Origin of the sequence: Caenispirillum salinarum AK4, assembly GCF_000315795.1 — a bacterium.
In the GTDB taxonomy this organism is placed as follows: domain Bacteria; phylum Pseudomonadota; class Alphaproteobacteria; order Rhodospirillales; family Rhodospirillaceae; genus Caenispirillum; species Caenispirillum salinarum.
The window spans coordinates 140,680-165,650 of sequence record NZ_ANHY01000003.1 but is presented as its reverse complement, the minus strand read 5'-3'; the positions used below and the strand labels follow the sequence as shown (position 1 = coordinate 165,650).

General features: G+C 70.0%; 21 protein-coding genes and 1 tRNA gene. 10 read left to right on the top strand and 12 right to left on the bottom strand.

What is annotated here, in order from left to right; translation table 11 throughout:
• Positions 1-44: 44 nt before the first annotated feature.
• The 6 genes from C882_RS22830 to C882_RS02150 all read left to right on the top strand — a co-directional run bounded on the left by C882_RS22830 (position 45) and on the right by C882_RS02150 (position 6,166).
• A complete protein-coding gene (locus C882_RS22830) occupies positions 45-1,781 on the top strand; it encodes a divergent polysaccharide deacetylase family protein (protein WP_009538894.1) in 1,737 nt (578 codons plus the stop codon).
• Between the two features lie 56 nt (positions 1,782-1,837).
• Positions 1,838-2,326 (top strand): RNA pyrophosphohydrolase, encoded by a 489-nt coding sequence (locus C882_RS02170; protein ID WP_009538893.1) that lies wholly within the window; start codon positions 1,838-1,840, stop codon positions 2,324-2,326.
• A 285-nt stretch (positions 2,327-2,611) separates the two neighbouring features.
• A complete protein-coding gene (locus tag C882_RS02165) occupies positions 2,612-3,730 on the top strand; it encodes a glucosaminidase domain-containing protein (RefSeq protein WP_009538892.1) in 1,119 nt (372 codons plus the stop codon).
• A gap of 173 nt (positions 3,731-3,903) precedes the next feature.
• A tRNA-Ser gene (locus tag C882_RS02160) sits at positions 3,904-3,994 on the top strand.
• A 152-nt stretch (positions 3,995-4,146) separates the two neighbouring features.
• Positions 4,147-5,802 (top strand): sensor histidine kinase, encoded by a 1,656-nt coding sequence (locus C882_RS22825; protein ID WP_051999936.1) that lies wholly within the window; start codon positions 4,147-4,149, stop codon positions 5,800-5,802.
• A complete protein-coding gene (locus C882_RS02150) occupies positions 5,795-6,166 on the top strand; it encodes a response regulator (RefSeq protein ID WP_009538890.1) in 372 nt (123 codons plus the stop codon). The genes C882_RS22825 and C882_RS02150 overlap by 8 nt, the downstream gene beginning before the upstream one ends.
• Before the next feature lie 83 nt (positions 6,167-6,249).
• Here C882_RS02150 and pheT read toward each other — a convergent pair whose 3' ends face one another.
• The 4 genes from pheT to rpmI form a co-directional block, all read right to left on the bottom strand.
• The gene (gene pheT / locus C882_RS02145; protein WP_009538889.1) at positions 6,250-8,655 is read right to left on the bottom strand and encodes a phenylalanine--tRNA ligase subunit beta; all 2,406 of its coding nucleotides are present in this window, start codon (positions 8,653-8,655) and stop codon (positions 6,250-6,252) included.
• The gene (gene pheS / locus C882_RS02140; protein ID WP_009538888.1) at positions 8,652-9,728 is read right to left on the bottom strand and encodes a phenylalanine--tRNA ligase subunit alpha; all 1,077 of its coding nucleotides are present in this window, start codon (positions 9,726-9,728) and stop codon (positions 8,652-8,654) included. Before pheS ends, pheT begins: the two co-directional genes overlap by 4 nt.
• 293 nt (positions 9,729-10,021) lie before the next feature.
• Positions 10,022-10,378, bottom strand: coding sequence for a 50S ribosomal protein L20 (gene rplT, locus C882_RS02135; RefSeq protein ID WP_009538887.1), 357 nt, complete (start codon positions 10,376-10,378; stop codon positions 10,022-10,024).
• 21 nt (positions 10,379-10,399) lie between these two features.
• A complete protein-coding gene (gene rpmI / locus C882_RS02130; RefSeq protein ID WP_009538886.1) occupies positions 10,400-10,597 on the bottom strand; it encodes a 50S ribosomal protein L35 in 198 nt (65 codons plus the stop codon).
• A gap of 255 nt (positions 10,598-10,852) precedes the next feature.
• Between rpmI and C882_RS02125 the strand changes: the two genes are divergently transcribed.
• Positions 10,853-11,908, top strand: a complete 1,056-nt coding sequence (locus C882_RS02125) for an SPOR domain-containing protein (RefSeq protein ID WP_009538885.1) — start codon at positions 10,853-10,855, stop codon at positions 11,906-11,908.
• A gap of 201 nt (positions 11,909-12,109) precedes the next feature.
• Here the strand turns inward: C882_RS02125 and C882_RS02120 are convergent, their stop codons facing one another.
• The 8 genes from C882_RS02120 to alr form a co-directional block, all read right to left on the bottom strand.
• Positions 12,110-13,585, bottom strand: coding sequence for a sensor domain-containing diguanylate cyclase (locus C882_RS02120; RefSeq protein WP_051999934.1), 1,476 nt, complete (start codon positions 13,583-13,585; stop codon positions 12,110-12,112).
• A gap of 112 nt (positions 13,586-13,697) precedes the next feature.
• Positions 13,698-14,543 carry an alpha/beta hydrolase gene (locus C882_RS02115; RefSeq protein ID WP_009538883.1) on the bottom strand — a complete coding sequence of 282 codons (846 nt, stop codon included), beginning with the start codon at positions 14,541-14,543 and terminating at the stop codon, positions 13,698-13,700.
• Between the two features lie 69 nt (positions 14,544-14,612).
• Positions 14,613-16,106, bottom strand: a complete 1,494-nt coding sequence (gene purF / locus C882_RS02110) for an amidophosphoribosyltransferase (protein WP_009538882.1) — start codon at positions 16,104-16,106, stop codon at positions 14,613-14,615.
• A gap of 56 nt (positions 16,107-16,162) precedes the next feature.
• Positions 16,163-17,029 carry a CvpA family protein gene (locus tag C882_RS22820; RefSeq protein ID WP_009538881.1) on the bottom strand — a complete coding sequence of 289 codons (867 nt, stop codon included), beginning with the start codon at positions 17,027-17,029 and terminating at the stop codon, positions 16,163-16,165.
• A gap of 45 nt (positions 17,030-17,074) precedes the next feature.
• Positions 17,075-18,487, bottom strand: coding sequence for a DNA repair protein RadA (gene radA / locus C882_RS02100; RefSeq protein WP_009538880.1), 1,413 nt, complete (start codon positions 18,485-18,487; stop codon positions 17,075-17,077).
• A gap of 35 nt (positions 18,488-18,522) precedes the next feature.
• Positions 18,523-19,305 carry an ABC transporter ATP-binding protein gene (locus C882_RS02095; RefSeq protein WP_043643312.1) on the bottom strand — a complete coding sequence of 261 codons (783 nt, stop codon included), beginning with the start codon at positions 19,303-19,305 and terminating at the stop codon, positions 18,523-18,525.
• Between the two features lie 11 nt (positions 19,306-19,316).
• Positions 19,317-20,099 (bottom strand): MlaE family ABC transporter permease, encoded by a 783-nt coding sequence (locus C882_RS02090; protein ID WP_009538878.1) that lies wholly within the window; start codon positions 20,097-20,099, stop codon positions 19,317-19,319.
• Positions 20,096-21,226 carry an alanine racemase gene (gene alr, locus C882_RS02085; RefSeq protein WP_009538877.1) on the bottom strand — a complete coding sequence of 377 codons (1,131 nt, stop codon included), beginning with the start codon at positions 21,224-21,226 and terminating at the stop codon, positions 20,096-20,098. Before alr ends, C882_RS02090 begins: the two co-directional genes overlap by 4 nt.
• 184 nt (positions 21,227-21,410) lie before the next feature.
• On the opposite strand from alr, the gene C882_RS02080 reads away from it, so the two are divergent.
• From C882_RS02080 to C882_RS02070, 3 genes are all read left to right on the top strand, one after another.
• Positions 21,411-24,122, top strand: a complete 2,712-nt coding sequence (locus tag C882_RS02080) for a cation-translocating P-type ATPase (protein WP_009538876.1) — start codon at positions 21,411-21,413, stop codon at positions 24,120-24,122.
• Between the two features lie 91 nt (positions 24,123-24,213).
• Positions 24,214-24,561, top strand: a complete 348-nt coding sequence (locus C882_RS02075) for a hypothetical protein (protein ID WP_009538875.1) — start codon at positions 24,214-24,216, stop codon at positions 24,559-24,561.
• Positions 24,558-24,941 (top strand): type II toxin-antitoxin system VapC family toxin, encoded by a 384-nt coding sequence (locus tag C882_RS02070; protein ID WP_009538874.1) that lies wholly within the window; start codon positions 24,558-24,560, stop codon positions 24,939-24,941. The genes C882_RS02075 and C882_RS02070 overlap by 4 nt, the downstream gene beginning before the upstream one ends.
• The last annotated feature ends 30 nt before the right edge of the window (positions 24,942-24,971 follow it).

Here is a 24,971-nt window from a genome sequence, read left to right as displayed (position 1 = left end):
GGGCTTGACGGCCGCCGCGCCGGTCGAGCGAAAGGACCCTGCCCATGGCTCTCAACCTCAAGAGCCTCTTCAGCCGCAAGAAAAAGACTGACGCCGAGGACGGTGAGGAACCGTTCTTCACCGGCGCCACGCTTGGGCCGGGGCTGGATGACGGTCTGGCCCACGACGATGCCGGTGCGCCCGACGGCGACGCCGGCGACGGTGCGGCCGACCAGCCGCGCGATTTTGCCGACATTCTGGAAGACGAAGACTGGGGCGACGGCCTGGAGGATGACGACGACGTCCTCGGGCACGGCGCCCGCAAGCGCAAGCGCCTGGCCATGCTGGCCGGTGTCGGCGTGGTCGCGGCACTGGTCGCCGGCGGCGCGGCGTGGTGGATGCTCACGGGCGACGAGGCCGCCGAGGGTCCGCGCATGGCCGAGGCCGGAACGCCGGCCCCGGAGCCGACCGCGCCCATCGGCTCGGGCAGCAAGGTCAGCCTTCCCATGCCCGCCGCTCCGGGCCTGGATGACGTGCGCGAGAGCGGCGCCCAGGACGGCGCCCAGAGCGCCGACGCCGGCGCGACGACCGACACGGGCGCGGTGCTTGACCCGACCGCCGCCACCGACAAATCCATCGCCCGCCGTCCCTGGCTCGCCGAGGATGGCGGGTCCGCCCCCGCGCGCGAGGCCGACGAGGGCGCGCCTCAGGGGCAGACCGCAGAGGCCCCGGCAGAGGGCGGCGATGCCGATGCGGCCGACGCCACCGCCGAAACCGCCGCCGCCGGCGATCAGCCCGCGGAGAACCAGGGCGAGGCTGCTTCCGCCGCAGAAGACACCGCTCCCGCCGCCGAGGCTCCCGGCGAGACGCAGACGGCGGCCGCCCCCGCCACGGCGCAGCCGCCGGCGCCGGCCGAGATCGACGAACCGCGCATCCCCGACACGCGCGACGCCCGTCCCACGCCGTCCTACGACGAACTGCCCGCCGTGCCCGAGGACGAGATGGAGCCCCTGCGCGACGCTCCCGTCGCCGCGCTGACGCGCGAAACGCCGGCCGGCCCCATGCCCATTCCCGCACCGGACGGCCGCAAGGCGTGGAGCACCTACGCCAAGCCGTTCGAAGCGCCGCCGGGCACGCCGCGCGTCGCCATCGTGGTCACCGATTTGGGCATGCGCCCGGCCGCCACCACGGCCGCCATCGACAAGCTTCCGCCGGGCGTGACCCTCGCCTTCAGCCCCTACGGCTTCGAGCTGCCGGAAAGCATGTCGCAGGCGCGCGAGGCCGGGCACGAGGTGATGCTGACCCTGCCCATGGAGGGCCGCGGCTTTCCGGCCAACGATCCGGGACCGCTGGGGCTCAACACCCTGCTGCCCGTCAACGACAACCTGATCCGCCTGAACACGCTGCTGACCAAGGGCATCGGCTACACCGGCCTGATCGGCCGCGACGGCGCCGCGCTGACCGCCAACACGGAGATCATGGCGCCGGTGCTGGAAGCCATTGGCCGCGCCGGGCTTCTGTACGTGCAGCCGGCTTCGGGCGTGCAGCTGGCCAGCGCCTCCGGCCCGGCCGGCGTCGCCCCGCCGACGGCGCGGGTGGACCTCAAGCTGGACGAGCGCCTGTTCCGCGGCGCCATCGACGCCCGCCTCAAGGCCCTGGAAACGATTGCCCGCGAGCGCGGCAGCGCCGTCGCGGTGATCGAGCCGACGCCGCTGGGCTACACCGCCGTGCGCGAGTGGTTGCAGACCCTGCCGCAAAAGGGGCTGGCGCTGGCGCCGGTCTCTGCCGTCGTCCGGCCCTGAGCCGCCCGCCTCCGCCCTCCTCCACCTCCTCTGCTCCGCAAACCGGAAAGGCCGCCATGACTGCTACCGCCGCCGACAAGGACACCCTGCCCTACCGCAAATGCGCCGGCGTCATGCTGATGAACGACCGGGGCGAGGTGTTCGTCGGCCGCCGCAAGGACACGCCGGACGCCTGGCAGATGCCCCAGGGGGGCATCGACAAGGGCGAGGACGCGCGGACGGCGGCGCTGCGCGAAATGCACGAGGAGATCGGCACCGACAAGGGCGAGATCGTGGCGGAAACCGACGGCTGGCTGCGCTACGACCTGCCCGACCACCTGATCGGCAAGGTCTGGAAGGGCAAGTACCGGGGGCAGGAGCAGAAGTGGTTCCTGGTGCGCTTCACGGGCACCGACGCCGACATCGACATCGCCACCGATCATCCTGAATTCGACGCCTGGAAATGGGCGCCGGTCGATGACCTGCCCGCGATGATCGTCGCGTTCAAGCGCCCCATCTACGAACAACTGGTGGCGGAACTGGGCCCGCTGGTGCGCCGGGACTGAGGCCTTTGCGCAACAGGTCGCGGCATTTTCGGGAATATCATACTTTTGGCATAGGCCCGGCCGATTGACGGAACGCCCGCGCGCCGTATCATCCTTTCGTGTGATGGCCGTCACGACGGGGATCGGGCGTGCGGCCGTCGCGTGATCGACGGGCGCCGCGGTCGTGCGGCGCCAGCGGCCGGACCCCGTGCGGGGACGGAGGAACGGTCCGGCCCGACCGGTGAAGACGGCAGGACGCGCGCAGCGCGCGCCCGCGCCGCGGCACCGGCCTGCCAGAGAGACCGCATGACCAGTACCCGACACGCTTCCCTTTCGCGCCACCACCGCGTCGGCCTGTTCGTCCTGGCCGGCACCGTCGCCGCCCTCTACGGCGCTGTCGCCGTGGCCGTGCTGGCGCCGGAGACGCCCGGACGCCCCGCCGGCGGCGTGCTGTCGACCGGGCTTTCGAGCCCCGTTCCGGCACTCCGCTACGACGTGGTCAGCACCAGGCCCGGCGGCAGCGCCTCCCATGGCAGCGAAACCCGGATCATCCGCCCCGCCGTCATGAGCCGCCTGCTGTTCGGCGCCCCCTCGACCCGCGACGCCATTGCCGGTCTGCCCGAGGCACCGCACGTGGAGGCGCCCTCGGTGGCGGAAGCCCGGGCGCTTTACGACGATCTGGGCTATCGCCTGGCCCACGTGGCCGACGGGCGCATGGGCGTGCCGCGCGTCTATCTGGCCGCCGTGCCCGAGGACCTGGCGAGCCTGCGCGATGTGGACGCGCGCAAGAGCGTCTTTCTGCGGACCGTTCTGCCGCTGGTGCTGCGGGTGAACGAGGAGATCGCGGCCGACCGCGCCCGCGTGGAGCGCATCGAGGCCCACCGCCGCGCCGGCGGCGGCATCGGCCCCGAGGACGAGGCCTGGCTCGCCGACCGCGCTGCCTGGTACAAGCTGGAGACGGTGGACATCCCCGCCCTGCTCGCGCGCATGGACGTCCTGCCGCCGTCTCTGGCACTGGCCCAGGCGGCGGAGGAAAGCGGCTGGGGCACCTCGCGCTTCGCCCGCGAGGGTAACGCGCTGTTCGGCCAGTGGACCACCGATCCCGGCGTGAAGGGCCTCGTGCCGCTCGCCCGCGCCGACGACGCCACCCACCGCGTCCGCGCCTTCGACCGTCTGCTGGACGCGGTGCGCGCCTATGCCCGGAACCTGAACACCCATCCCGCCTATGCCGAACTGCGCGCCGCCCGCCGCGCCGCCCGCGCCGCCGGCGAGCCCGTCGACGGCGAGGCGCTGGCGGCGACGCTGCACAGCTATTCCGAACGGGGGCAGGACTATGTGGACACGCTGCTTCTGATCATGCGCGCGAACAAGCTGGCGACGCTGGACCGCGTGCGGCTGGGCACGCAGGTCGCCCGCGGCTCCTGAGGCCGCGGCCGCGGCCGAGGCACTTTCCCGGAACGCCGTTAACCGCCTTTGTCGGCTGAAAAATTGCCGGGAAATTTTCGTGCGATGAGGTGTTGCATAAGGGACGGGGTCTTTATATAGTGCCGGCCTTCCAGGCGGGGAGAACGCAGTGTTCTTTCCAGCCCCTCAAGTGCGGAGGGATGGCCGAGCGGTCGAAGGCGCACGCCTGGAAAGTGTGTATACCCTAACCGGGTATCGAGGGTTCGAATCCCTCTCCCTCCGCCACTCTCCCCCTTCCCATAGTCCCGCGACGCCTCCGACAGACGGGGGGTGGCCGGCCGAGGGACCCGAAAGCGGTGCCGTGCGTTGACAGAACGCCGTCCGGCCGTCGAAGCTTGCCGCGCTGCAGTCCCTTTCCCTGCACTGTGATCCGCCCGTTGCACACGCCCCGCTCCATTCTGCTCGCGCTGTCGACCACGGTGACCCTGGCAACGCTGTTCGCCTGGGCCGTGTTCGCCATCGCCGACTACGACAGCACCCTGGCCTCCAGCCTGCGCGAGAACGCCATCATCGCCGACCTGCTGCAGGAACACGCCCACCGCACCATCGAGGCCAGCGACCTGGTGCTGCGGCAACTGGAGGCCGCGGTGGAAGGCGGCGGCGGTCTTGCGTTGGGCGACTCGCCCGAGGCGGTGCACGAGCGTCTGGTCGCCATGGCCGACCTGCTGCCGCAGGTGGGCTCGCTGTGGATCATTGGACCGGACGGTGCGGTCATCAATTCCTCTGTCGCGCCGGGCCCCATGGGCGGCCGCTACGACGACCGGCGCTACTTCCAGGTGCAGCGCGAGGCGCCGGGCGCCGGCACCTTCATCGGTGAGCTTCTGGAAGGCCGGCAGACGGGGCTCGACTTCTTCGCCATCTCGCGCCGCATCGACGACCTGGGCGGCGGCTTCGGCGGCATCGTCGTGGCCGCCATCCATACAAGCTACTTCCAGCAGTTCTATGCCGGGGTCGCCATGCCGCCGGGTTCCACCCTCGCCATCCTGCGCGATGACGGGGCGCTTCTGGTCCGCGAGCCGCTCGCGGCGGGCAGTTACGGTGCCCGCTTCCCGGCTGTGATGCGCGGGCTGACGCCGCAAAGCCCGCGCGTCGTCTCGCGTGTCGCCTCGCCGGTGGACGGTCGGGACCGCCTTGTTGCGCGGCGGCTGGTGAAGGACTACCCGCTGGTTGCGCTGGTTTCGCGAAAGGTGGAGGCGGTCCTGGCGCCCTTCTGGCAGCGCCAGGTGCGGACCGGCGCCGTGGTGGCGGTGCTGATCCTGACCGTCGCTGCGCTGACGGCGCTCGGGCTGCGGGCCCTGGAGGGCGAGCGCCGGCTGAAGGAGGCCCTTGCCGCCGCCAACATCAGCCTGGAAGACCGCGTGCGCCAGCGCACCGCCGAACTCGAGCAGGCCCTGGCCGACAAGAACCTGCTGCTCAGCGAGGTCTACCACCGGGTCAAGAACAACCTGCAGATGATCGAATCCTTGCTGGCACTGCAGTCCCGCACCCTGACCGACGACCGCGCGCGCGACGCCTTCCGCACCGCGCGGCGCCGGATCAACGCGCTGGGTCTGGTGCACCAGCAATTGCTGGGTGCCGGCGACCTGGCGACCGTGCGGCTCGACGCCTTTCTGAACGAGTTGTGCGCCAACCTGGCGGCGGGTGCCGGAGCGGAGCGGCGGGGCCTGAAGGTCGTGGTCGACGTGGCGCCGCTGCCGGCCGACCTGGACCGCGCCATCCCCCTCGGACTGCTGGTGAACGAGTTGTTGTCCAATGCGTTGCTTCATGGCTACCGCGATGGATCACCGGGTACCATCACCGTCCGTGGCGAGCACCTGACGGATACGGAGGCCGTTCGCCTGGTGGTGCGCGACGACGGCGACGGCACCTCCTCGCCGGACGCCGCGGCGGCAGAGGAGGATGTTCCGCGCAGCGGCATGCGGATCGTTCGGGCGCTGGCGGCCCAACTGGGCGGGGAGCTGACGGTCCGAAGCGAACCGCAAGGAACGGAGGTGACCGTGATCATACCATGGCCGGAGGCGGAGCATGGCTGACCGCCCGTACCGCGTCTTCATCGTGGACGATGACTTCCTGATCGTGGAATACCTGCGCGACGCGGTGGAAGACCTGGGCCTGACGGTGGCCGGCACGGCGGCCACGGCCGACGATGCCACCCGCCTGACCCTGGAGACCCGGCCCGATATCGTTTTGATGGACGTTCGCCTGCGCGGAAACGGAGACGGCGTGGACGCCGCACGCAGCATCCACGCGGAGTTGGACGTCCCGATCATCTTCATCACCGGCAGCAATGAGCCTCAGACCCTGGAGCGCATCAACCAGGACTGTCCGAGGGCGGTCCTGATCAAGCCCATCACGCCCGACCAGCTCCACACCGTATTGCGTGATACGCTGGATTAGGGTCATGACATCGCTTCGGCGAACGGAAAAAGGGGAGGCACCCGTCAGGGCGCCTCCCCTTTTTCTCTTTACGACCGCCGGCCTCAGGCGCGCAGGGCGCCGCCCGTGGCTTTTTCGACCGCCTTGACAACCGCGCCCTGGACCTTCTCCAGGTCCTCGTCGGTCAGCGTGCGCTCAGTCGGTTGCAGCGTCACCGACAGGGCGATGGACTTCCTGCCCTCGCCCACGGTCTCGCCCTCGTAGACGTCGAAGACGCGGACGTCGGTGATGAGCTTGCGGTCCGCACCCTTCGCCGCGCGCACCAGCTTTTCCGCCGGCACGTCCGCGTCCACCACGAAGGCGAAGTCGCGCTCCAGCGGCTGATAGGGCGACGGGCGCAGCAGCGGGCGGGTGCGCCCGGACTGCTTGGCCTTGGCCTTGGGCTGCGGGATCGCCTCAAGGAACACCTCGAAGCCCACCATCTGGCCCTTCACGTCCAGGCCTTTGAGCACGCGCGGGTGCAACTCGCCGAAGTTGGCCAGCACGTTGGGGCCCAGGCGCAGCACGCCCGAGCGGCCGGGATGGTACCAGCCCGGCGCGTCGGTGGTGACCTGAAGGTTGTCCACCGGGCAGCCCGCCGCCGCCAGGGCGGCGATGGCGTCGGCCTTGGCGTCGAAGGCGTCCCAGGCGCGCGGCGGCGCCTGCCAGTGGCGCGGGCCGGTCTTGCCGGCGCGGACACCGGCGGCCACCGTGCGCTGGCCCTCGGCGGTCTCGTCCTGGTAGTCGCCGCCGACCTCGAACAGGCAGACGTCGGGGAAGCCGCGCGCCGCGTTCTTGCCCGCCGCCTGGATCAGGTTCGGCAGGATGGACGGGCGCATGGCGTCCAGGTCGCTGGAGATGGGGTTGGACAGCACCAGCGCCTCGTTGGCGAAGCCGAACAGGGCCGCGTGCTCCTTGGCCATGAATGACCAGGTGACCGTCTCCATCATGCCCCTTGTGGCCAGCGTGCGGCGGGCGGCGTCGCGCTGGATCTGGCGCGGCGTCAGCACCACCGGCGGCATGGGCGCGCGCGGCAGCGGCACGGCGGGGATGTTGTCGTAGCCGTGGATGCGCACGACCTCCTCCACCACGTCGTGCTCTTCGGCCACGTCAAGGCGCCACGACGGCGGCACGACCGCCAGAACGCCGTCTTCCGTGCGCTCCACCTGGAAGGACAGGGCCTCCAGAATCTCCACGATGCGGTCGACCGGCAGGTCCACGCCGCCCAGCTCCGTCACGCGGGACGGGCGAAGCGTGATGGCGCCGGTGCCCGACGGTGGCGCCCCGGCGGACACCAGTTCGGACGGCTCGCCGCCGCAGAACTCCAGAATCAGCTTCGTCGCCAGTTCCGCGCCCCAGACGGCGGAGGCCGGGTCCACGCCGCGCTCGAAGCGGTAGCGGGCGTCGCTGTCGATGGCGAGGCGTCGGCCCGTGGTGGCGATGATGGTGGGGTCGAACAGGGCGGATTCGATGAAGACGTCCGTCGTCTCCTCGGTCGCGCCGGTGTCCTCGCCGCCCATGATGCCGCCCAGGCCGAGCGCCCTGGCGTCATCGGCGATGACGACCATCTGCTCGTCCAGCTCGTAGGTCTTCTCGTTCAGGGCCTCCAGCGTCTCGCCGGCCTTGCCCCAGCGCGCCTGGACGTTGCCCTGAAGCCTCGCGGCATCGAAGACGTGCAGCGGGCGGCCGCGATCCACCGTGACGTAGTTGGTGATGTCCACCAGCGCCGAGATCGGGCGCAGGCCGACGGCCTCCAGCCGCTTCTTCAGCCACTCGGGGCTTTCGCCGTTCTTCACGCCGCGCACATAGCGGCCGACGAACATGTGGCAGCCCTCCGGCCGGTCGCCGAAGTTGAGCGACACGGTGACGGGGCTCGGGTAGGTGCCGTTGACGGCCTCCTGCCCCAGGGGCTTGAGCGTCCCCAGGCCGGCGGCGGCCAGGTCGCGGGCGACGCCGCGCACGCCCAGGCAGTCCATGCGGTTGGGCGTGATGGCGATCTCGATCACCGGGTCGGCGTCCATCACATCCGTCAGCGGCGCGCCGACGGGGGCGTCCTCCGGCAGTTCGATGATGCCGGAGTGATCGTCGCCCAGGCCCAGCTCGCGCGAGGAGCACATCATGCCGTTGCTCTCGACGCCCCTGATCTTGCCGGGCTTGAGCACATCGCCGGTGGCCGGAATGACCGCGCCCGGCAGCGCCAGCGCGACCTTCAGGCCCTGGCGCGCGTTAGGCGCGCCGCAGACGATCTGCAGCGTTTCGCTGCCCGTGTCGACCTTGCACAGCTTCAGGCGGTCGGCATCGGGGTGCTGCCCGGCCTCGACCACATGGCCGACGATGAAGGGCGCCAGGTCCTTGGCGGGATCGTGGACCTCCTCCACCTCCAGGCCGATGGCGGTCAGCGTCTCGGAAATGGCGTCCAGGCTGGCGGTGGTGTCCAGGTGGTCCTTCAGCCAGGAAAGGGTGAACTTCATCGGGTCAGGCCTCCGGTCACGCTGGGCACGTCAAGCGCGGCGAAGCCGTAATGGCGCAGCCAGCGCAGATCGCTCTCGAAGAAGGTGCGAAGGTCGGGGATGCCGTACTTCAGCATGGCGATGCGCTCGATCCCCATGCCGAAGGCGAAGCCCTGGTACTCCGTCGGGTCGATGCCGCAGGCCTTCAGCACGTTCGGGTGCACCATGCCGCAGCCGAGAATCTCCAGCCAGTCGTCGCCTTCGCCGATGCGCAGCTCGCCGCCCTTGCGGGAACAGCCGATGTCCATCTCCGCGCTCGGTTCCGTGAAGGGGAAGAAGCTGGGACGGAAGCGGGTCGGCAGTTCGTCCAGTTCGAAATAGGTCTTCACGAACTCGATCAGGCAGCCCTTCAGGTGGCCCATGTGGGTCGCCTTGTCGATGACCAGCCCCTCCACCTGGTGGAACATGGGCGTGTGGGTCATGTCGTAGTCGCAGCGGTACGTCCGGCCGGGCGCGATGATGCGGATGGGCGGCTTCTGGCTGGTCATGGTGTGCACCTGCACCGTGGAGGTGTGGGTGCGCAGCATCAGCCGGTCGCCATCTTCCCGCTCGGGGAAGAAGAAGGTGTCGTGCATCTGGCGCGCCGGATGGTCCGGCGGGAAGTTGAGCGCCGTGAAGTTGTGGAAGTCGTCGTCGATGTCCGGCCCTTCCGCCACCTCGAAGCCCATCTGTCCGAAGATCGCCGTCAGTTCCGCGATGGTCTGGCTGATGGGGTGCAGGGTGCCGGTGGTTTCCGGGCGCGGGGGCAGGGAGACGTCGATGCGCTCGCGCTCCAGGCGCACGGTCAGTTCGGCGTCTTCCAGGGCGGCGCGCTTGGTCTCGATGGCGGCGGCCACGTCGTCCTTCAGCGCGTTCAGCGCCTGGCCAGTCTCGCGGCGTTCGTCCGGGCTCATCTTGCCCAGGCCCTTCATCATGTCGGTGATGCGGCCCTTCTTGCCCAGCGCCGAGACGCGCACGCTTTCCAGTGCCTCGCGGTCGGCCGCGCCGTCGACGGCGGCCAGCAACTCGGCCCGCAAGTCCTCCACGTTGCTCATGATGTATCCTTCGGTTCCGGTTGTGCCGGAGGCGCGAGGCGCGCCGCCCGGCCGCTGCTGCCCTTGCATACGACATGAAAAAGGGGCTGCCAAGAGCGGCAGCCCCTTTCTCGCATCATCCACGCCGTACTCCGGCGCTGGTGCGCTGCACCCCCAAGCCCGCGGAGTCGTGAGACGTGCGCTTGCGCACACTGCGGGCCGCCGCTCCTGCGGCGTGAGCCAAGCGCGCGGTCAGCGCGCGCCCGGCGCCTGAGGGCGTCGTGTTGATCGGCACGATCAACACGACAGATCAATCAGCCCAGGGCTTCCTCGGCCTGCTTGACCAGCGACGCAAAGGCGTCCGGCTCGCGCACGGCGAGGTCGGCGAGCACCTTGCGGTCCAGTTCGATGCCGGCCTTGCTCAGGCCGTTCATGAACTTGCTGTAGGTCAGGCCGTGGGCGCGCGCGCCGGCGTTGATGCGCTGAATCCACAGGCTGCGGAAGTCGCGCTTCTTGTTGCGGCGGTCGCGGTAGGCGTACTGAAGGCCCTTTTCGACCTTCTCGATGGCGACGCGGAAATTGGTGCTGTTGCGGCCGCGGTAACCCTTGGCGAGCTTCAGAACCTTCTTGTGACGGGCGTGCGACGTGACGCCGCGCTTGACACGGGACATGGTCTATACCTCCGACCGGCGTTACGCGTAGGGCAGGAACTTCTTGACGATTTCGGCATCGGCCTTGCACAGGATCATCGTGCCACGGGCCTGACGCTTCATCTTCGTCGGCTTGTTGCGCAGCATGTGGCGCTTGTAGGCCACGTTGGCGCGCACCTTGCCGGTGCCGGTCGTGCGGAAGCGCTTCTTGGCAGCGCTCTTGCTCTTCAGCTTGGGCATTTCGGTCCTCTGAGCTAGGGGTCCAGAACGCGGAGCGGGTGGGCATGCCCTCGGCCCTGTCTCCCGGCGTCGGCCCTGGGGCCTCGCGCGCGGGGGAGCCTCGCCTCGCCGCTCCTTTAACGAAGGGCGTGGTTATAGGGCCTAATGCGACCGAACGCAAGGGCCGTGACTCATGGACGCTGAACAGGGCTTCCTCATGCGGCCGAGGGCTGTATCATGCTGTCGAGTCGCGCCACCTGCCCCAAGGGAGACCGCATGCCGTCCCGCGCCCTGAAGCTCTCCGCCTCCGTCCTTCTCCTGCCGCTGGCGCTGGGCGCCTGTGCCGCCGGCTCCCTCAAGGAGCCCGCCGCCGGTTCCGGCGCGACCGCCGCCGGCCTGCTGGATGCCACCGCACCGCGCTACCAGGCCGACGACACATGGTCCTACCGCGCCGCCACAGGGGATGAGGTGGTGGAAAAGGTGATCGCCGTGCGCGACGACGGCACGGTCCTGTGGGCCGCCACCGACGGCCGCCGCTGGGAGGCCGTCGCCAACCCGCTGCTGCCGCCACTGCGCACGTTGCCCGAGGCCGGGCCGCGGCTGGCCAACACCTTCACGCCGCCGGCGGCCGAATTGGACCTGTTCCCGCTGACGCCGGGCAAGACGGCCGCATTCACCACACAGACCGCCGCCGAGCAGGACGGGCGCGTCGAGAAGACCACGGAAAGCCAGTGCCAGGTGCGCGGCCCGCGCGAAGTGACGGTGCCCGCCGGCACCTTTGAGACGGTGGAGGTCTTCTGCCGCCACGGCGGACGGTTCGAGACGCTCTATTACGCGCCGAAGGTCCGCAACACCGTGATGGAACTGCGCGACGTCGACGGCCGGATGGAAAAGAAGGAACTGGTCGCCTACCGCCCCTCCGCCACCCCGGCCCCGGCAGAGGCCGTGCCGGAGGCTGCGCCCATGCCCGGCGACCCGGCGCCGCAGGCGGCCGCGGTGGAGGCCGAGGCCCTGGACACCCCGCAGGCGCAGGCACAGCCCCAGCCCCAGCCCGCTCAAGCCGATCCCTCGCAGACGGCCGCCCGCCCGGCCGATGCGCCGGGCTGGACCCTCCAGCTTGCCGCCCTGTCCTCGCGAGAGGCTGCCGACAAGGCCTGGGCCCAGTGGCAGACCGCGGTGCAGCGCGCGGTTCCCGGGGCCGAGGCCGCCATCGCGCAGGGAAACGGCCTGTGGCGCCTGACCACCGGCCGCTTCGAGACCCGCACCGACGCCGCCGCGGCCTGCGCCAAGCTCAAGGCCGACGACGTGCAGTGTTTCCCGAAGGAACTGTAAGGACGCAGCGATGAGGCGCGCGGGGCCGCCGCTCCGCGCCTGCTTCAAGGCAATACCGGGCGAAACCTGAAAACCGCCCACTCGACGCCCGGCGCGGCCGACCGGCCGCCGCGCCTTGTGGCGCGTGGGGCTGCGTGCGACATGTACGCAGCGTTGATGACTTCAATCGTCGGCGCGTCCGGCGCACCCGCCGCCGTGCGGTCAGGCGCACGCCGTTTCGGCTTCCGGCTCCGCCGCGACCGCCCGTTCCACCCGGTCCCGCCCCGCCCCCTTGGCGCGGTACAGCGCGTCGTCGGCCTGTTTCACCACGGCGTCCTGATCATCCCGCGCGCCGGCCAGCGCAACCCCCAGGCTGGCGGTGGTCGAGACGCTCCGGTCGCCGCAGGGAATGGAGGCTCCGGCGATGCGCCGGCGGATGTCCTCGGCCAGATGCAGGGCGCTCTCGGCATCGTGGTCGGGCGCCAGGATGAGGAACTCCTCGCCGCCCCAGCGGCACAGCCGGTCCGCCGGACCCAGCGCGTTGCGGATGATGTCCGCCACGCCGGCGATCACCCGGTCGCCGACCTGATGGCCGTGGGTGTCGTTGATCGCCTTGAAGTGGTCGATGTCGAGCAGCATCACCGCCATCCGGGTACCGCGCCGGGCGACGGCGCGGGCGGAGTCGTCGTAGACGTGGTCGAACACCTGTCGGTTGATGGCGCCGGTCAGCTTGTCGGTCGATGCCATTTCCTCCAGCCGGCGCTGGTAGCCGCGCAGGGTCCAGTGGGCCAGCGCCAGGACGACGGCGGTGATGACGGCGCACAGCAGCAGGGTCAGCAGCAGCGTGTTGTCCAGGCGGTCCTGCGCCGGATCGCCCCGCTGCACCACAAGCAGGTGCCAGCCGAACTCGGGCACCAGCCGGGTGTTGACGTAGACCGGCTCGCCGTCCTCGGCTTCAAGGGTGAAGGAGGTCGACGGGCTGGTGAGGATCTTGGTCGCCACCCCCCGAAGCGCGGGCCAGTCCTGCAGGCGGGTCGGCCCCTCGAAGCTGTCGGCGTGCAGGGTCACCTCGCCGGTCTCGTTGACGAACAGCACGTCGCGGCCGTAGCGCGCCCGGTAGGTCTCCAGCATCGCCTTGACCTTGTCCATGGACAGGCCGACACCGGTGATGCCGAGCAGCCGGCCGGAAAAGTCGCGGACCTTGTGGTTGATGAAGATGGTCAGGCGCGTGCGGTCGGCAGTGTCCCAGTCGACATTGACCTCGAATTCCGGCGGTGTGCCGCGGGTGGCGAAATACCAGGCGTCGGCCGGCTCGTCCGGCGAGACCTGCCGCAGGAGGCCGTCGGCATGGTAGTAGTGCCGCGTCCGGTCCGAGACGAAGAAGCTGGAGACCGTGCCGTTGCGCTCCTTGATCTCGGCCAGGAAGCGGACCATGCGCTCGGACTCGACCTCGCCCTCGATGGCCCAGTCGCGGACGAAGGTGTCGTGCGCCATCTGGGCCGATATCAGGATCGGCCGCAGAAGATCCTGCTGGATCTCGGAATAGATGTTGTCGCTGGTCAGCGGCAGCGTGGTTTCCGCCAGTTGTTGCGACAGCGAGTCCCGCGCCACCCAATAGCTGACCAGGCTGGTCAGCAGAAACCCCGCCACCAAAAGCCCCGTCAGCAGAACAACGAAACGTGTCTTTCGGGGTGTCACCGCGGGCTCGTCTTTCTGCGAAACAGGCTAGTTCCACAGTGGTAGACCACGCCAACCGGATTGGCAAGAACGGTCGGCCGCGCTTCGGCTGCGACAGCGGCGCGTCAAGCCGTCACAGCCGCTGGCGCAGGAACCGTTCCACCGCACCGCTGACGGCGTCGTCCTCGAAGGTGGGGGAGACGTCCAGCAGCAGGCCGATATGGCCGGTACCGGCCACCCGCTCCACCGTCACCGGCACGCCGGCGGCACGCAGAGCCTCGGCAAAGTTGGTGGTGTGCTCGGGCTTGACGGTGGTGTCGTCGGTGCCGTGCAGCAGCAGCGCCGGCGGATCGGCGGCGTCCACGTCGTCCAGGGGTTCGGTCGTCGCCGGGTCCGTTTCATGGCCGAAGATGGTGCGGGAAACCTCCACCGTGTAGGGGTGGATGTCGTAGGGGCCGGCCAGGCCGACGAAGGCATCCAGCGCGTCCGGGTCGCCGCCGGCCTGCCTGATCCAGGTGTCGTCATAGCCCAACATGGCCGCGTTATAGGCACCGGCGGAATGGCCCATCAGCGCCATGCGGCCGGGATCGCCCCCATACTCCGCCACGTGCGTCTGCGTCCATGCGACGGCCCTGGCGTTGTCGCGCAGGAAGGCGGGGAAGACGACCTCGGGATGCACGCGGTAGTCGGGGATCACCACCAGGAAGCCGGCGCGGGCCAGTTGTGCGCCGATGAATTCGTAGCCGGCACGGTCGCCGTCTTCCCAGGCGCCGCCGTAGATCCAGACGACGACGGGAAATGGCCCGTCTCCCGGTGGCTTGTGAATGTCCAGCAGGCCCCGCGGCCCGTCGGCATAGCGCAGGCCGGTGCGGGAGACATGGCCGTCGTCGCTGACGGTGGCGTTCAGCAGGTCCAGCCCGGAACAGGCGGACAGCGGCAGGGCGACGGCGGAAACGGCGAGGAGACGGCGGAACATCATGCCCCCTCTACGCGCGAACGGGCGCGGCGGATGGCCGCCGCGCCCGCATGCAAGATGCATAAAGCCTGATCAGGCGCCGCGCAGGCGGCTCAGTTCCTTGGGCTGGGTGGTGTCGGTGTCGTTGCGGTCGGCCAGCGGCAGGAAATAGTCGCCGGTGAAGCAGGCGTCACAGTAGGTGCGTTCCTTCTCCGACCCGCGCTCCGCCTCGCCGACGGCGCGGTAGAGGCCGTCCAGCGAAATGAACGCCAGGCTGTCCACGCCCAGAAGCTTTTCCATCTCGGCGATGGAGTGCTGCGCGGCCAGCAGGCCCTCGCGCTCCGGTGTGTCGATGCCGAAGAAGCAGGGCCAGGTGGTCGGCGGCGAGGAGATGCGCATGTGCACCTCCGTCGCGCCGGCCTGGCGGACCATCTGCACGATCTTGGTCGACGTGGTGCCGCGCACGATACTGTCGTCCACCAGCACCACCCGCTTGCCCTCCAGGAAGGCGCGGTTGGCGTTGTGCTTGCGCTTGACGCCCAGGTCGCGGGTGCGCTGGGTCGGCTGGATGAAGGTGCGGCCCACGTAGTGGTTGCGGATGATGCCGAACTCGAACGGAATGCCCGATTCCGCCGAATAGCCCAGCGCCGCCGGCACGCCCGAGTCCGGCACCGGCACGATGACGTCGGCGGGAACGTTGCTCTCGCGCGCCAGTTCCTCGCCGATGCGCTTGCGGGCGTGGTAGACGGATGTGCCTTCCACCGAGGAGTCCGGGCGGGCGAAGTAAATGTATTCGAAGATGCAGAAGCGGCGCTGCGTGGGCACGAAGGGCTTCACGCTGCGCACGCCGTCGTGGTCGATGACCACCAGCTCGCCGGGCTCCACGTCACGCACGTATTCGGCGCCGATGATGTCCAGCGCGCAGGTCTCCGACGCCAGGATGTGAGCGCCTTCCAGGTAGCCGAGCACCAGCGGGCGGATGCCGTGCGGGTCGCGCACGCCGTACATGGCCGTCGCGGTCAGGGCGACCAGCGAGTACGCGCCTTCCACCTTGCGCAGGGCGTCGACCACGCGGTCCTCCACGCTCAGGAAGTCCGAGCGCGCGACCAGCTGCATGATGACCTCGGTGTCGGAGGTCGACGAGAAGATGCAGCCCTTCTGCACCAGCTGGCGGCGCAGGGTGACGGCATTGGTCAGGTTGCCGTTGTGGCACAGCGCCAGGCCGCCGAAGGCCAGGTCGGCGTAGAACGGCTGGACGTTGCGCAGCGCCTTGTCGCCCGAGGTGGAATACCGGTTGTGGCCGATCGCCATGGGGCCGGCCAGGCGGTTCATCACCTCTTCGGACTTGAAGTTTTCCGACACGTGACCGAGGCCGCGGTGGGAATGAAAGCTTTCCCCGTCGCAAGAGACGATGCCGGCCGCCTCCTGCCCGCGGTGCTGCAGGGCGTGCAGGCCCAGCACCGTGTGGCTGGCCGCGTCCGGGTCGTTGAAGATGCCGACGACGCCGCATTCCTCCTTGGGCTTGTCGTCGTCATCCTCGTCGGGCAGGTGGGCGGCACCAAGGGCGAAAGGATTGGTGGTCAGCATCGAAGACCGAAGCTCCTGTCTTCAGGTAAGGCACCCCCACCGGGGGCGCGAACACGTTACTGCGCCGTCTCGAACAGGCGGTCCAGGGACTGGCGCTCGTCCTGGCCGTATCCCACGCCCTCGTCGTCGGCCGGAACCGCCGGGGGCTCGGAGGCCGGCGTCGGCGCCGGCTTGGAGCGGGGCGTCGGCGCAGGCTCGGGCGCGCGCGCCGGCGCGGGGTCCGGCGCCGGCTGGCTCTGCACCCGCGTCTCCTGCCGGGGCTGCGGCGCGGGCGCCGGAGCCGGCTGACGAACCGGCGCGGCCGGCTCCGTCTGGCGGGCCGGCTCGGCTTCCTGCCCCTGCACGCGCGGCTGGATCAGCGTGTCCAGATTGCGTTTCAACTCGATGGCGTCCTCGGCCGTCTTGCGGCTTGTGTCGGCGGCCTGACCGATGCCCAGTTCCTCGGGCACGGCTTCCTGGATCATGCCGGCGGTGCGCTGGATGAGCGGCAGGCCGCGCGCCTCGCGGATCCAGTCGGGGTGATCAACCGGCGGGATCATCCAGGCGAGCAGGATATAGGCCAGTCCGACCAGGAACGCACCCCGCGCCAGCCCGAAAAGTACGCCGAGCGAGCGATCCACCGATCCCAGCGAACTGTCCTGCACCTTGCGCGCAATGCCGCGCGTCAGGATCGACAGGACCAGCAGCGTGACCAGAAAGATGGCGACGGCGGCGGCGGCGTCGGCGGCCCACGTGACGGGAATGAGCTGGCGCACCTCCGCCTGCACCACGGGCAGGCCGTACAGCGCCGCCAGGCCCGCGCCCACCCAGGCGGCGATGCCAAGGGTTTCGTGCACGAATCCGCGGAAGAAGGCGAGAACCGCCGACAGCAGCAGTACCACCAGGACGATCAGGTCCAGCACGTTGAGCGGAAGCGCGTCCATCCAGTCTCCGAAGGCCCGCTCCTGCGCGGGACCGTGTTGCCGATTTTACTCCGCCGAATCGTCCCGCCGCGGCACCGGCGGGAACATGGCGACCAGGTCCTGGAGATGGCCGATCTCGCGAACCTGCAACCCTTCGATCACCGGCGCCGGCCGCATCTTGCCGCCGGAGCCGGGCTTGGGCTGGCGGCGCGGCACCAGGGCGTCGCCGAAGCCCAGCTTGGCGGCCTCCTTCAGCCGCACCTCGGCCTGCGCCACGGCGCGGACCTCGCCGGACAGGCCGATCTCGCCGAACACGGCCATGTCGGCCGAAACCGGCTGGTCGGTGGCCGAGGACAGCAGCGCCGCCGCGACCGCCAGATCGGCGGCGGGCTCACCCACGCGCAAGCCGCCGGCGACGTTCAAATACACGTCGTTGCCGCCCAGGGCAAGGCCGCACCGGGCTTCCAGCACCGCCAGCACCATGGCGAGGCGGCCGGTGTCCCACCCGACCACCGCCCGGCGCGGCGTGGAAAAGCCGCTGGGGGCCACCAGCGCCTGGATCTCCACCAGCACGGGGCGCGAGCCCTCCATGCCCGCGAAGACGCAGGAGCCCGACACATTGCCCCGCCGCTCCGCCAGGAACAGGGCGGACGGGTTGAGGACTTCGGCCAGCCCGCGTTCCGTCATCTCGAAGACGCCGATCTCGTCGGTGGCGCCGAAGCGGTTCTTGACCGCGCGCAGGATGCGGAACTGGTGGCCGCGCTCGCCCTCGAAGTAGAGCACCGTGTCGACCATGTGCTCCATGACGCGCGGGCCGGCGATGGTGCCTTCCTTGGTCACGTGGCCCACCAGGAACAGCGCGAACCCCTTGCGCTTGGCGAGCCGGATCAGTTCGTGCGAGCAGGCGCGGACCTGGCTGACGGTGCCCGGCGCGCTGTCGAGGGTATCCAGGAACATGGTCTGGATGGAGTCGATGACCGCCACCTCCGGCGGGTCCGCCTCCAGCGTCGCCACGATATCGCGGACGCTCGTGGCGGCGGCCAGTTCCACCGGGCTGTCGTCCAGGCCGAGGCGCGCTGCGCGCAGGCGGACCTGATCGATTGCCTCTTCGCCCGAGATGTAGACGCAGCGCATCGCGCGGGCGAGGGCTGCGGTCGCCTGGAGCAGCAGGGTGGACTTGCCGATGCCCGGATCGCCGCCCACCAGCAGCGCCGAGCCGGGCACGAGGCCGCCGCCGCAGACGCGATCCAGCTCGCCGATGTGGGTCTGGCGGCGGGGCGGCGTGGTGGCCTCGCCGCGCAGGGGCACGAAGTCCAGCTTCCGCCCGCCGCGCCCGCCGCTGGCGGTTTTCGGCTGGGCCTCGGGGGCGGCTTCTTCCTCGATGGTGTTCCACTCGCCGCAGCCCTCGCACCGGCCCTGCCACTTGGAGTGGATGGACCCGCAGGCTTGGCAGACGAACTGGGACTTGGGTTTGGGCAACGGAACCTCTTACGGGTTTCTTCGGCAGCCGGGCCTCAGCCCCGCAGCTCCATCTGGATCGGCCCCTCGGCGCGGCCGTTGACGAACTGGTCGACGAAGTCGTTGCCGCTGGCGTCCACGGCCTCGGCGTCGCCGACCCAGATGATCTTGCCGTGGTAGATCATGGCGATACGGTCGGCGATCTTCCGCGCCGAAGCCATGTCGTGGGTGATCGACAACGTCGTCGCGCCCAGGTCCTCGCGGCAGGCGACGATCAGGTCGTTGATGACGTCGGCCATGATGGGGTCCAGGCCCGTCGTCGGCTCGTCGAAGAAGATGATCTCCGGCTCCGCCGCAATGGCGCGGGCGAGGCCCACGCGCTTCTGCATGCCGCCAGAAAGCTCCGCCGGGAACAGGTCGGCCACATCCGCCTTCAGGCCGACGGCGCGCAGCTTTTCCACCGCGATCTCACGGGCATCCTTGCGCGGCATCTTGTCTCCGTGGATCAGGCGGAAGGCCACGTTCTCCCACACGGGCAGGCTGTCGAACAGCGCGGCGCTCTGGAACAGCATGCCGAACTTGTGCAGCAGCCGGTCGCGCTCCTTTCCGCTGGCGCCGGCCGTTTCCTCGCCGTCGATGCGGATGGAGCCGGTGTCGGGGTGCAGCAGGCCCAGGACGCATTTCAGCAGCACCGACTTTCCGGTGCCCGAGCCGCCGATGATGACGACGCTTTCGCCCTTGCCGACGTCCAGGTCGACGCCGTCCAGCACGCGCTTGGGGCCGAAGCTTTTCTCGACGCCGCGGATGCGGATCTTGGGGTCGCTGTCGCTGGCGGTCATGGCATCCGTCGTCATCGGCTGAAGAACAGTTCGGTGATGATGTAGTTGGACGTCAGGATCAGGATCGACGCCCCCACCACCGCGTTGCGGGTCGCCTGGCCGACGCCCTGGGCGCCGCCGCGGCTCATGTAGCCGTTGTAGCAGCCGATCAGCGCGATCAGAAAGCCGAAGACCGCCGCCTTCACCAGGCCCGACGCCACGTCCATGACCTCCAGGTAGTCCAGCGTGCGGCGGATGTAGCTGCCGGCGTTGAAGCCCAGCTTGTAGGTGCCCACCAGATAGCCGCCGAACACGCCGATGATGTCGGCCACCAGCACCAGCACCGGCAGCATGAGCGTCGCCGCCCACAGGCGTGGCGCCACCAGGTACTTGTAGGGGTTGGTTTCCAGCGTCGTCAGGGCGTCGATCTGTTCGGTCACACGCATGGTGCCGATTTCGGCGGCCATGGAAGCGCCGATGCGCCCGGCGACCATGAGGCCCGCCAGCACCGGCCCCAGCTCGCGCGTCATGGACAGCACGACCACGGTCGCCACCGCGCCCTCGGCCGAGAAGCGGGCGAAGCCGGTGTGGCTCTGCAGCGCCAGCACCATGCCCGAGAAGATGGCCGTCAGCCCCACCACCGGCAGGGAGTAATAGCCGATCTCGATCATCTGGCGTCCGACGTTGCGCAGGAAGAACGGCGGCCGGAAACAGTGCGAGACGGCGGTGACGGTAAAGATGCTCAGGCGCCCCGCGTGCCGCAGGAAGGCCAGGACCATGCGGCCGATCAGAGCCAGGAAGTTGACGTTTCTCATGCCGCCGCGCCCTCCGGCCCGCCTGTGTAGACGCGCTGGTAGCGCGACCCCAGCTGCGTGAGGATTTCATAGCCGATGGTGCCGGCGTCGGCGGCGACCTCGTCGATGGGGATAAGGGGTCCGATCAGGTCGATCATGGCGCCGGGACGGGCCTCGTGCTCGGGGACGGCCGAAACGTCGAACAGGGTCAGATCCATGGACACCCGACCGACCACCGGCACCCGCCAGGCGCCCAGGGCGCCATGGCCGCGATTGCTCAATGCTCTCGGATACCCGTCCGCATAGCCCACGCCGACCGTGGCCACGCGGGACCCTGCCCCCATGACGTGCGAGGCACCATAGCCGACGCTCTCGGGACCGTCAATTTTCCGTACCTGTAGTATGGGCGCCGACAGCCGCACCACCGTGTGCATGGGATTGGGCCGCCCCGGCGTGGGATTGACGCCGTAGAGCGCGACCCCCGGCCGGCCCAGGTCGAAGAACGAATCGGCGCCCAGGAACAGGCCCGAGGAATTGGCATAGGACCCGCGCGCCCCCGGCAGCCGGTCGCGCAACCGGCGGAACAGGGCGTTCTGCTCGGCGTTCAGCGCATGCGCCGGCATGTCGGCGCAGGCCAGGTGCGTGACCACCACCGCCGGGTCCACATCGGACACGGCATCGTTGTCGTCCAGAAACGCCTCGGCCTCCGCCACCGTCAGGCCGAGGCGCCGCATGCCGGTGTCGAAGTGCACCGCCGGGCGCGGCATCCGCGCGCGCATTGCCTGCGGCAGGCGGCGGTACTCGGCGATCTGCTCGGGCGTCGACAGCACCGGGGCCAGTTCGTGCTCGGCGAAAACCTCCGCCGTGCCCGGCAGCAGGCCGCACAGCACGTAGACCGGCACCGCCCCGCCCAGAACGGCGCGCAGGCGCACGCCTTCATCGATCTGGGCGACGAAGAAGGTGCGGCAGCCGGCGGCGTGCAGGGTGCAGGCCACGGGCGCAAGACCCAGGCCGTAGCCGTCCCCCTTGACCACGCCGGCGCATTCGCCCCCGGCCTCGGCCATGCGGGCGTTCAGCAGGCGCCAGTTGGCGGCCAGGGCGTCCAGGTCGATGGTCAACACCGCGCAGGCGGTGCAGGCGCTGCTCATGGGGGCTCCGCAGTGGGTCGCAGGGGCGTCGTGCTCGGCGGACTGTACGGTGCGCCGCCGCGTCCGCCAAGCCTTTAGAGTTACGCCCTGGCATGTCGGCCCTGCGCCGGTTTGACGTGCGAAGCGATGCGGTCCTCAGGTAATGTGGGGATATCGACGTCGGTGCCGTTTCCAGGAGCGTACCATGCCACTCGACACCCGCCGCCCCAGCACCACCACTTGGCACTCCTTGAAGGCCTCCGAGGCCCTGGAGCGCCTGGGCAGTTCCCCCCACGGACTGGGCGCTGCCGAGGCCGAGGCGCGGCTGAAGGAGGCGGGTCCCAACCGGCTGCCCGAAGCAGAGCGGCGGCCGGCGTGGAAGCGTTTCGCGGTGCAATTCAACAACGTGCTCATCATCGTCCTGCTGGTCGCCGGCGTGGTCACGCTGGCACTGGGCCATTACGTGGACAGCGGCGTGATTTTCGGCGTGGTGCTGGTCAACGCGCTGATCGGCTACATCCAGGAAGGCAAGGCGGAAAAGGCGCTGGAGAGCATCAAGGGCATGCTCTCGCCCGAGGCCGTCGTGCTGCGCGACGGCCGCCGCACCCGGGTGAAGGCCGAGACCATCGTGCCCGGCGACGTGGTGGTGATCGAACCCGGCGACCGCATCCCCGCCGACCTGCGGATCATCAAGGCCCGTGGCCTGCGCGTGCAGGAGGCCGCCCTGACCGGCGAAAGCGTGCCGGTGGACAAGACGGCCGCGCCCGCCCCTCTGACCGCGCCGCTGGCCGAGCGAGTGTCGCTGGCCTTCGCCGGCACCACCGCCGTGCAGGGCCATGCGCAGGGCGTCGTGTTCGGCACCGCCCTGCACACGGAAATCGGCCGCATCTCGGAAATGCTGAGCCGGGTGGAAACGCTGGACACGCCGCTGCTGCGCCAGCTCGCCCACTTCGGCCGCATGCTGACGGCGGCCATCCTGGGACTGGCGGCGGTGGCCTTCCTGGTGGGCACGGTGCTGCGCGGCTACAGCATGGAGGACATGTTCCTGGCCGTGGTCGGCCTGGCCGTCGCGGCGATTCCCGAGGGGCTGCCGGCGATCGTCACCATCACGCTGGCCATCGGCGTCAAGCGCATGGCCGGTCGCAACGCCATCATCCGCCGCCTGCCGGCGGTGGAGACGCTGGGGTCGGTGTCGGTCATCTGCTCGGACAAGACCGGGACGCTGACCCGCAACGAGATGACCACCCGCGCCTATGCCCTGGCCGACGGCGCGGTGGAGGTCGCGGGCACGGGCTACGCCCCCGTGGGCACCTTCCAGCGCGACGGTACGGCGTTCGACCCGCTGGACGATCCGCTGCTCGCCCGCGTGCTGGTGGCGGGTGCCGTCTGCGCCGACGCGCTGGTCGAGGAAACCGGCGCCGGCGGCTGGACCGTCACCGGCGACCCGACGGAAGGCGCGCTGGTGGTCGCCGCCGGCAAGGCGGGGCTGGACCCCGAGACCCTGCGACGCGAACACCGCCGGCTGGACGCCATTCCCTTCGAGTCCGAACGCGCCTACATGGCGACGCTGGATGCCGACCCCGACGGCGGCCGTCCCAACATCCACGTCAAGGGCGCGCCCGAGGTCATCCTGCGGCTCTGCGGCACGGAGGCCACCGCCGAAGGCGAGCGCCCCATAGACCGCGATGCCTGGCACGCCCGCGCCGGCGACCTGTCGTCGCGGGGGATGCGGGTGCTGGCCCTGGCCGAACGCCCCGGTGCGCCGTCGGACACCCACCTGGACGAGGCCCATGTGGCCGAGAACCTGACGCTTCTGGGGCTGGTCGGCCTGATCGACCCGCCGCGCGAGGAAGCCATGCAGGCCGTCGCCCGCTGTCTGTCGGCAGGCATCCGGGTGAAGATGATCACCGGCGACCACGCCATGACGGCCCGCGCCATCGGCACCGCGCTGGGACTGCCGGGCGCCGGCGAGGCCATGACGGGCGCGGACATCGACGCGACCAGCGACGAGGACCTGCGCCGGCGCGTGCGCGAAGTGGACGTCTTCGCCCGCGCCACCCCGGAACACAAGCTGCGGCTGGTCACGGCGCTGCAGCACGACGGGTCCATCTGCGCCATGACCGGCGACGGCGTGAACGACGCCCCGGCGCTCAAGCGGGCCGACGTGGGCGTCGCCATGGGCGTGCAGGGCACCGACGCGGCCAAGGAGGCGGCGGAAATGGTGCTCGCCGACGACAATTTCGCCTCCATCGCCGCGGCGGTGGAGGAAGGGCGGACCGTCTACGACAACATCAAGAAGGCCATCACCTTCATCCTGCCCACCAACGGCGGCCAGGCCATGACCATCCTGGCGGCCATCGCGCTGGGAACCATGCTGCCCATCACGCCGGTGCAGATCCTGTGGGTGAACATGATCACCGCCGTCACCCTGGCGCTCGCGCTGGCCTTCGAGCCGCCGGAGAAAGGCGTGATGGCCCGCCGCCCGCGTCCATCCGGCGCGCCGATTCTGTCGGGCTTCCTGATGTGGCGCGTGGCCTTCGTCTCGGCCCTGCTGCTGGTGGCGGTCTTCGGGCTGTTCCTGTGGCAGGTGAAGGGTGAGGGCGCCGATCCGGCAACCGCACGCACCGTGGCGGTCAACATGCTGGTGGCCGGCGAGATCGCCTATCTGTTCAGCAGCCGCTACCTGACGGCCAGCGCGTTCTCGTGGGACTGCTTCGCCGGCTCACGCGCCGCGCTGATCGCGGTGGCGCTGGTGGTGGTGGCGCAAGCAGCCTTCACCTACTGGCCGCCCATGGCGTTCCTGTTCGGCACCGCGCCGCTGACGGGCGAGCACTGGGCCGCCATCGCCGGCTGTGCCGTGCTGGTGTTCCTGGCCGTGGAGGCCGAGAAGGCCGTGGTCCGGCGGCGGGAGCAGTAGCCCGCCGCCCCGGGGCTCCCGCGGGGGTTGTTGCCGGTGCGTGCCCGGCGGCTTATCCTTGAGGCAGGCAGTTGAGAAGGGCGCTTGAGCCATGCGTATCGTAATCGACGACGCGGAGGCCGTCGCGGCGCTGGAGCGCCTGCAGGCGGAAACGGGCCGCGACGCCAACACCATCGTCCGCGACCTCCTGCGCGACCGCATGAGCCGGCCGTCGGGAACGGTCCACTTGAGCATTCAAGAGCGTGAGGCGCGACTGCAGGATCTTTTGCAGTCGGCGGACACGCCGCTTCCCCAGCCGCGGCATATGACGGAAGCGGAAAAGGCGGAGAGGACGAGGCGCATCCGCGCCATTCAGAAGCAGGTTCGCGAGCGGCTCGGCGGTGAGACGTTCGATCATGCCGACGTGGTGGGCTACGACGAGAACGGCCTGCCGACATGATTCTCGACACCTCGGCCATCGTCGCCATTCTTCTTGAAGAAGACGGGTACGATCACTTCGATAGGGCGATCATGGAGTCGCCGCGCAACGAAATTTCGGCCGGAACGATGCTGGAACTTCATGTCGTGGCGACAAGAAAGGCGATCGATGCGGCGCTCCAGGCGTTTGTCGACGCGACTCCCCTCGTCGTTGTTCCTGTCGCCGGACCGGCACTGGAGTGGGCGATCCACGGGTTCCACACCTATGGCAAGTCGCGCCATCCCGCCGCCCTCAACTTGGGCGACTGCTTCGCCTACGGCCTTGCCAAGGCGCTGGACGAGCCGCTGCTGTTCAAGGGCGACGACTTCAGCCGCACCGACGTCATGCCGGCCCTCGCCTGAGCCGCCGTTGCCGGGCCGGGACGGACACTT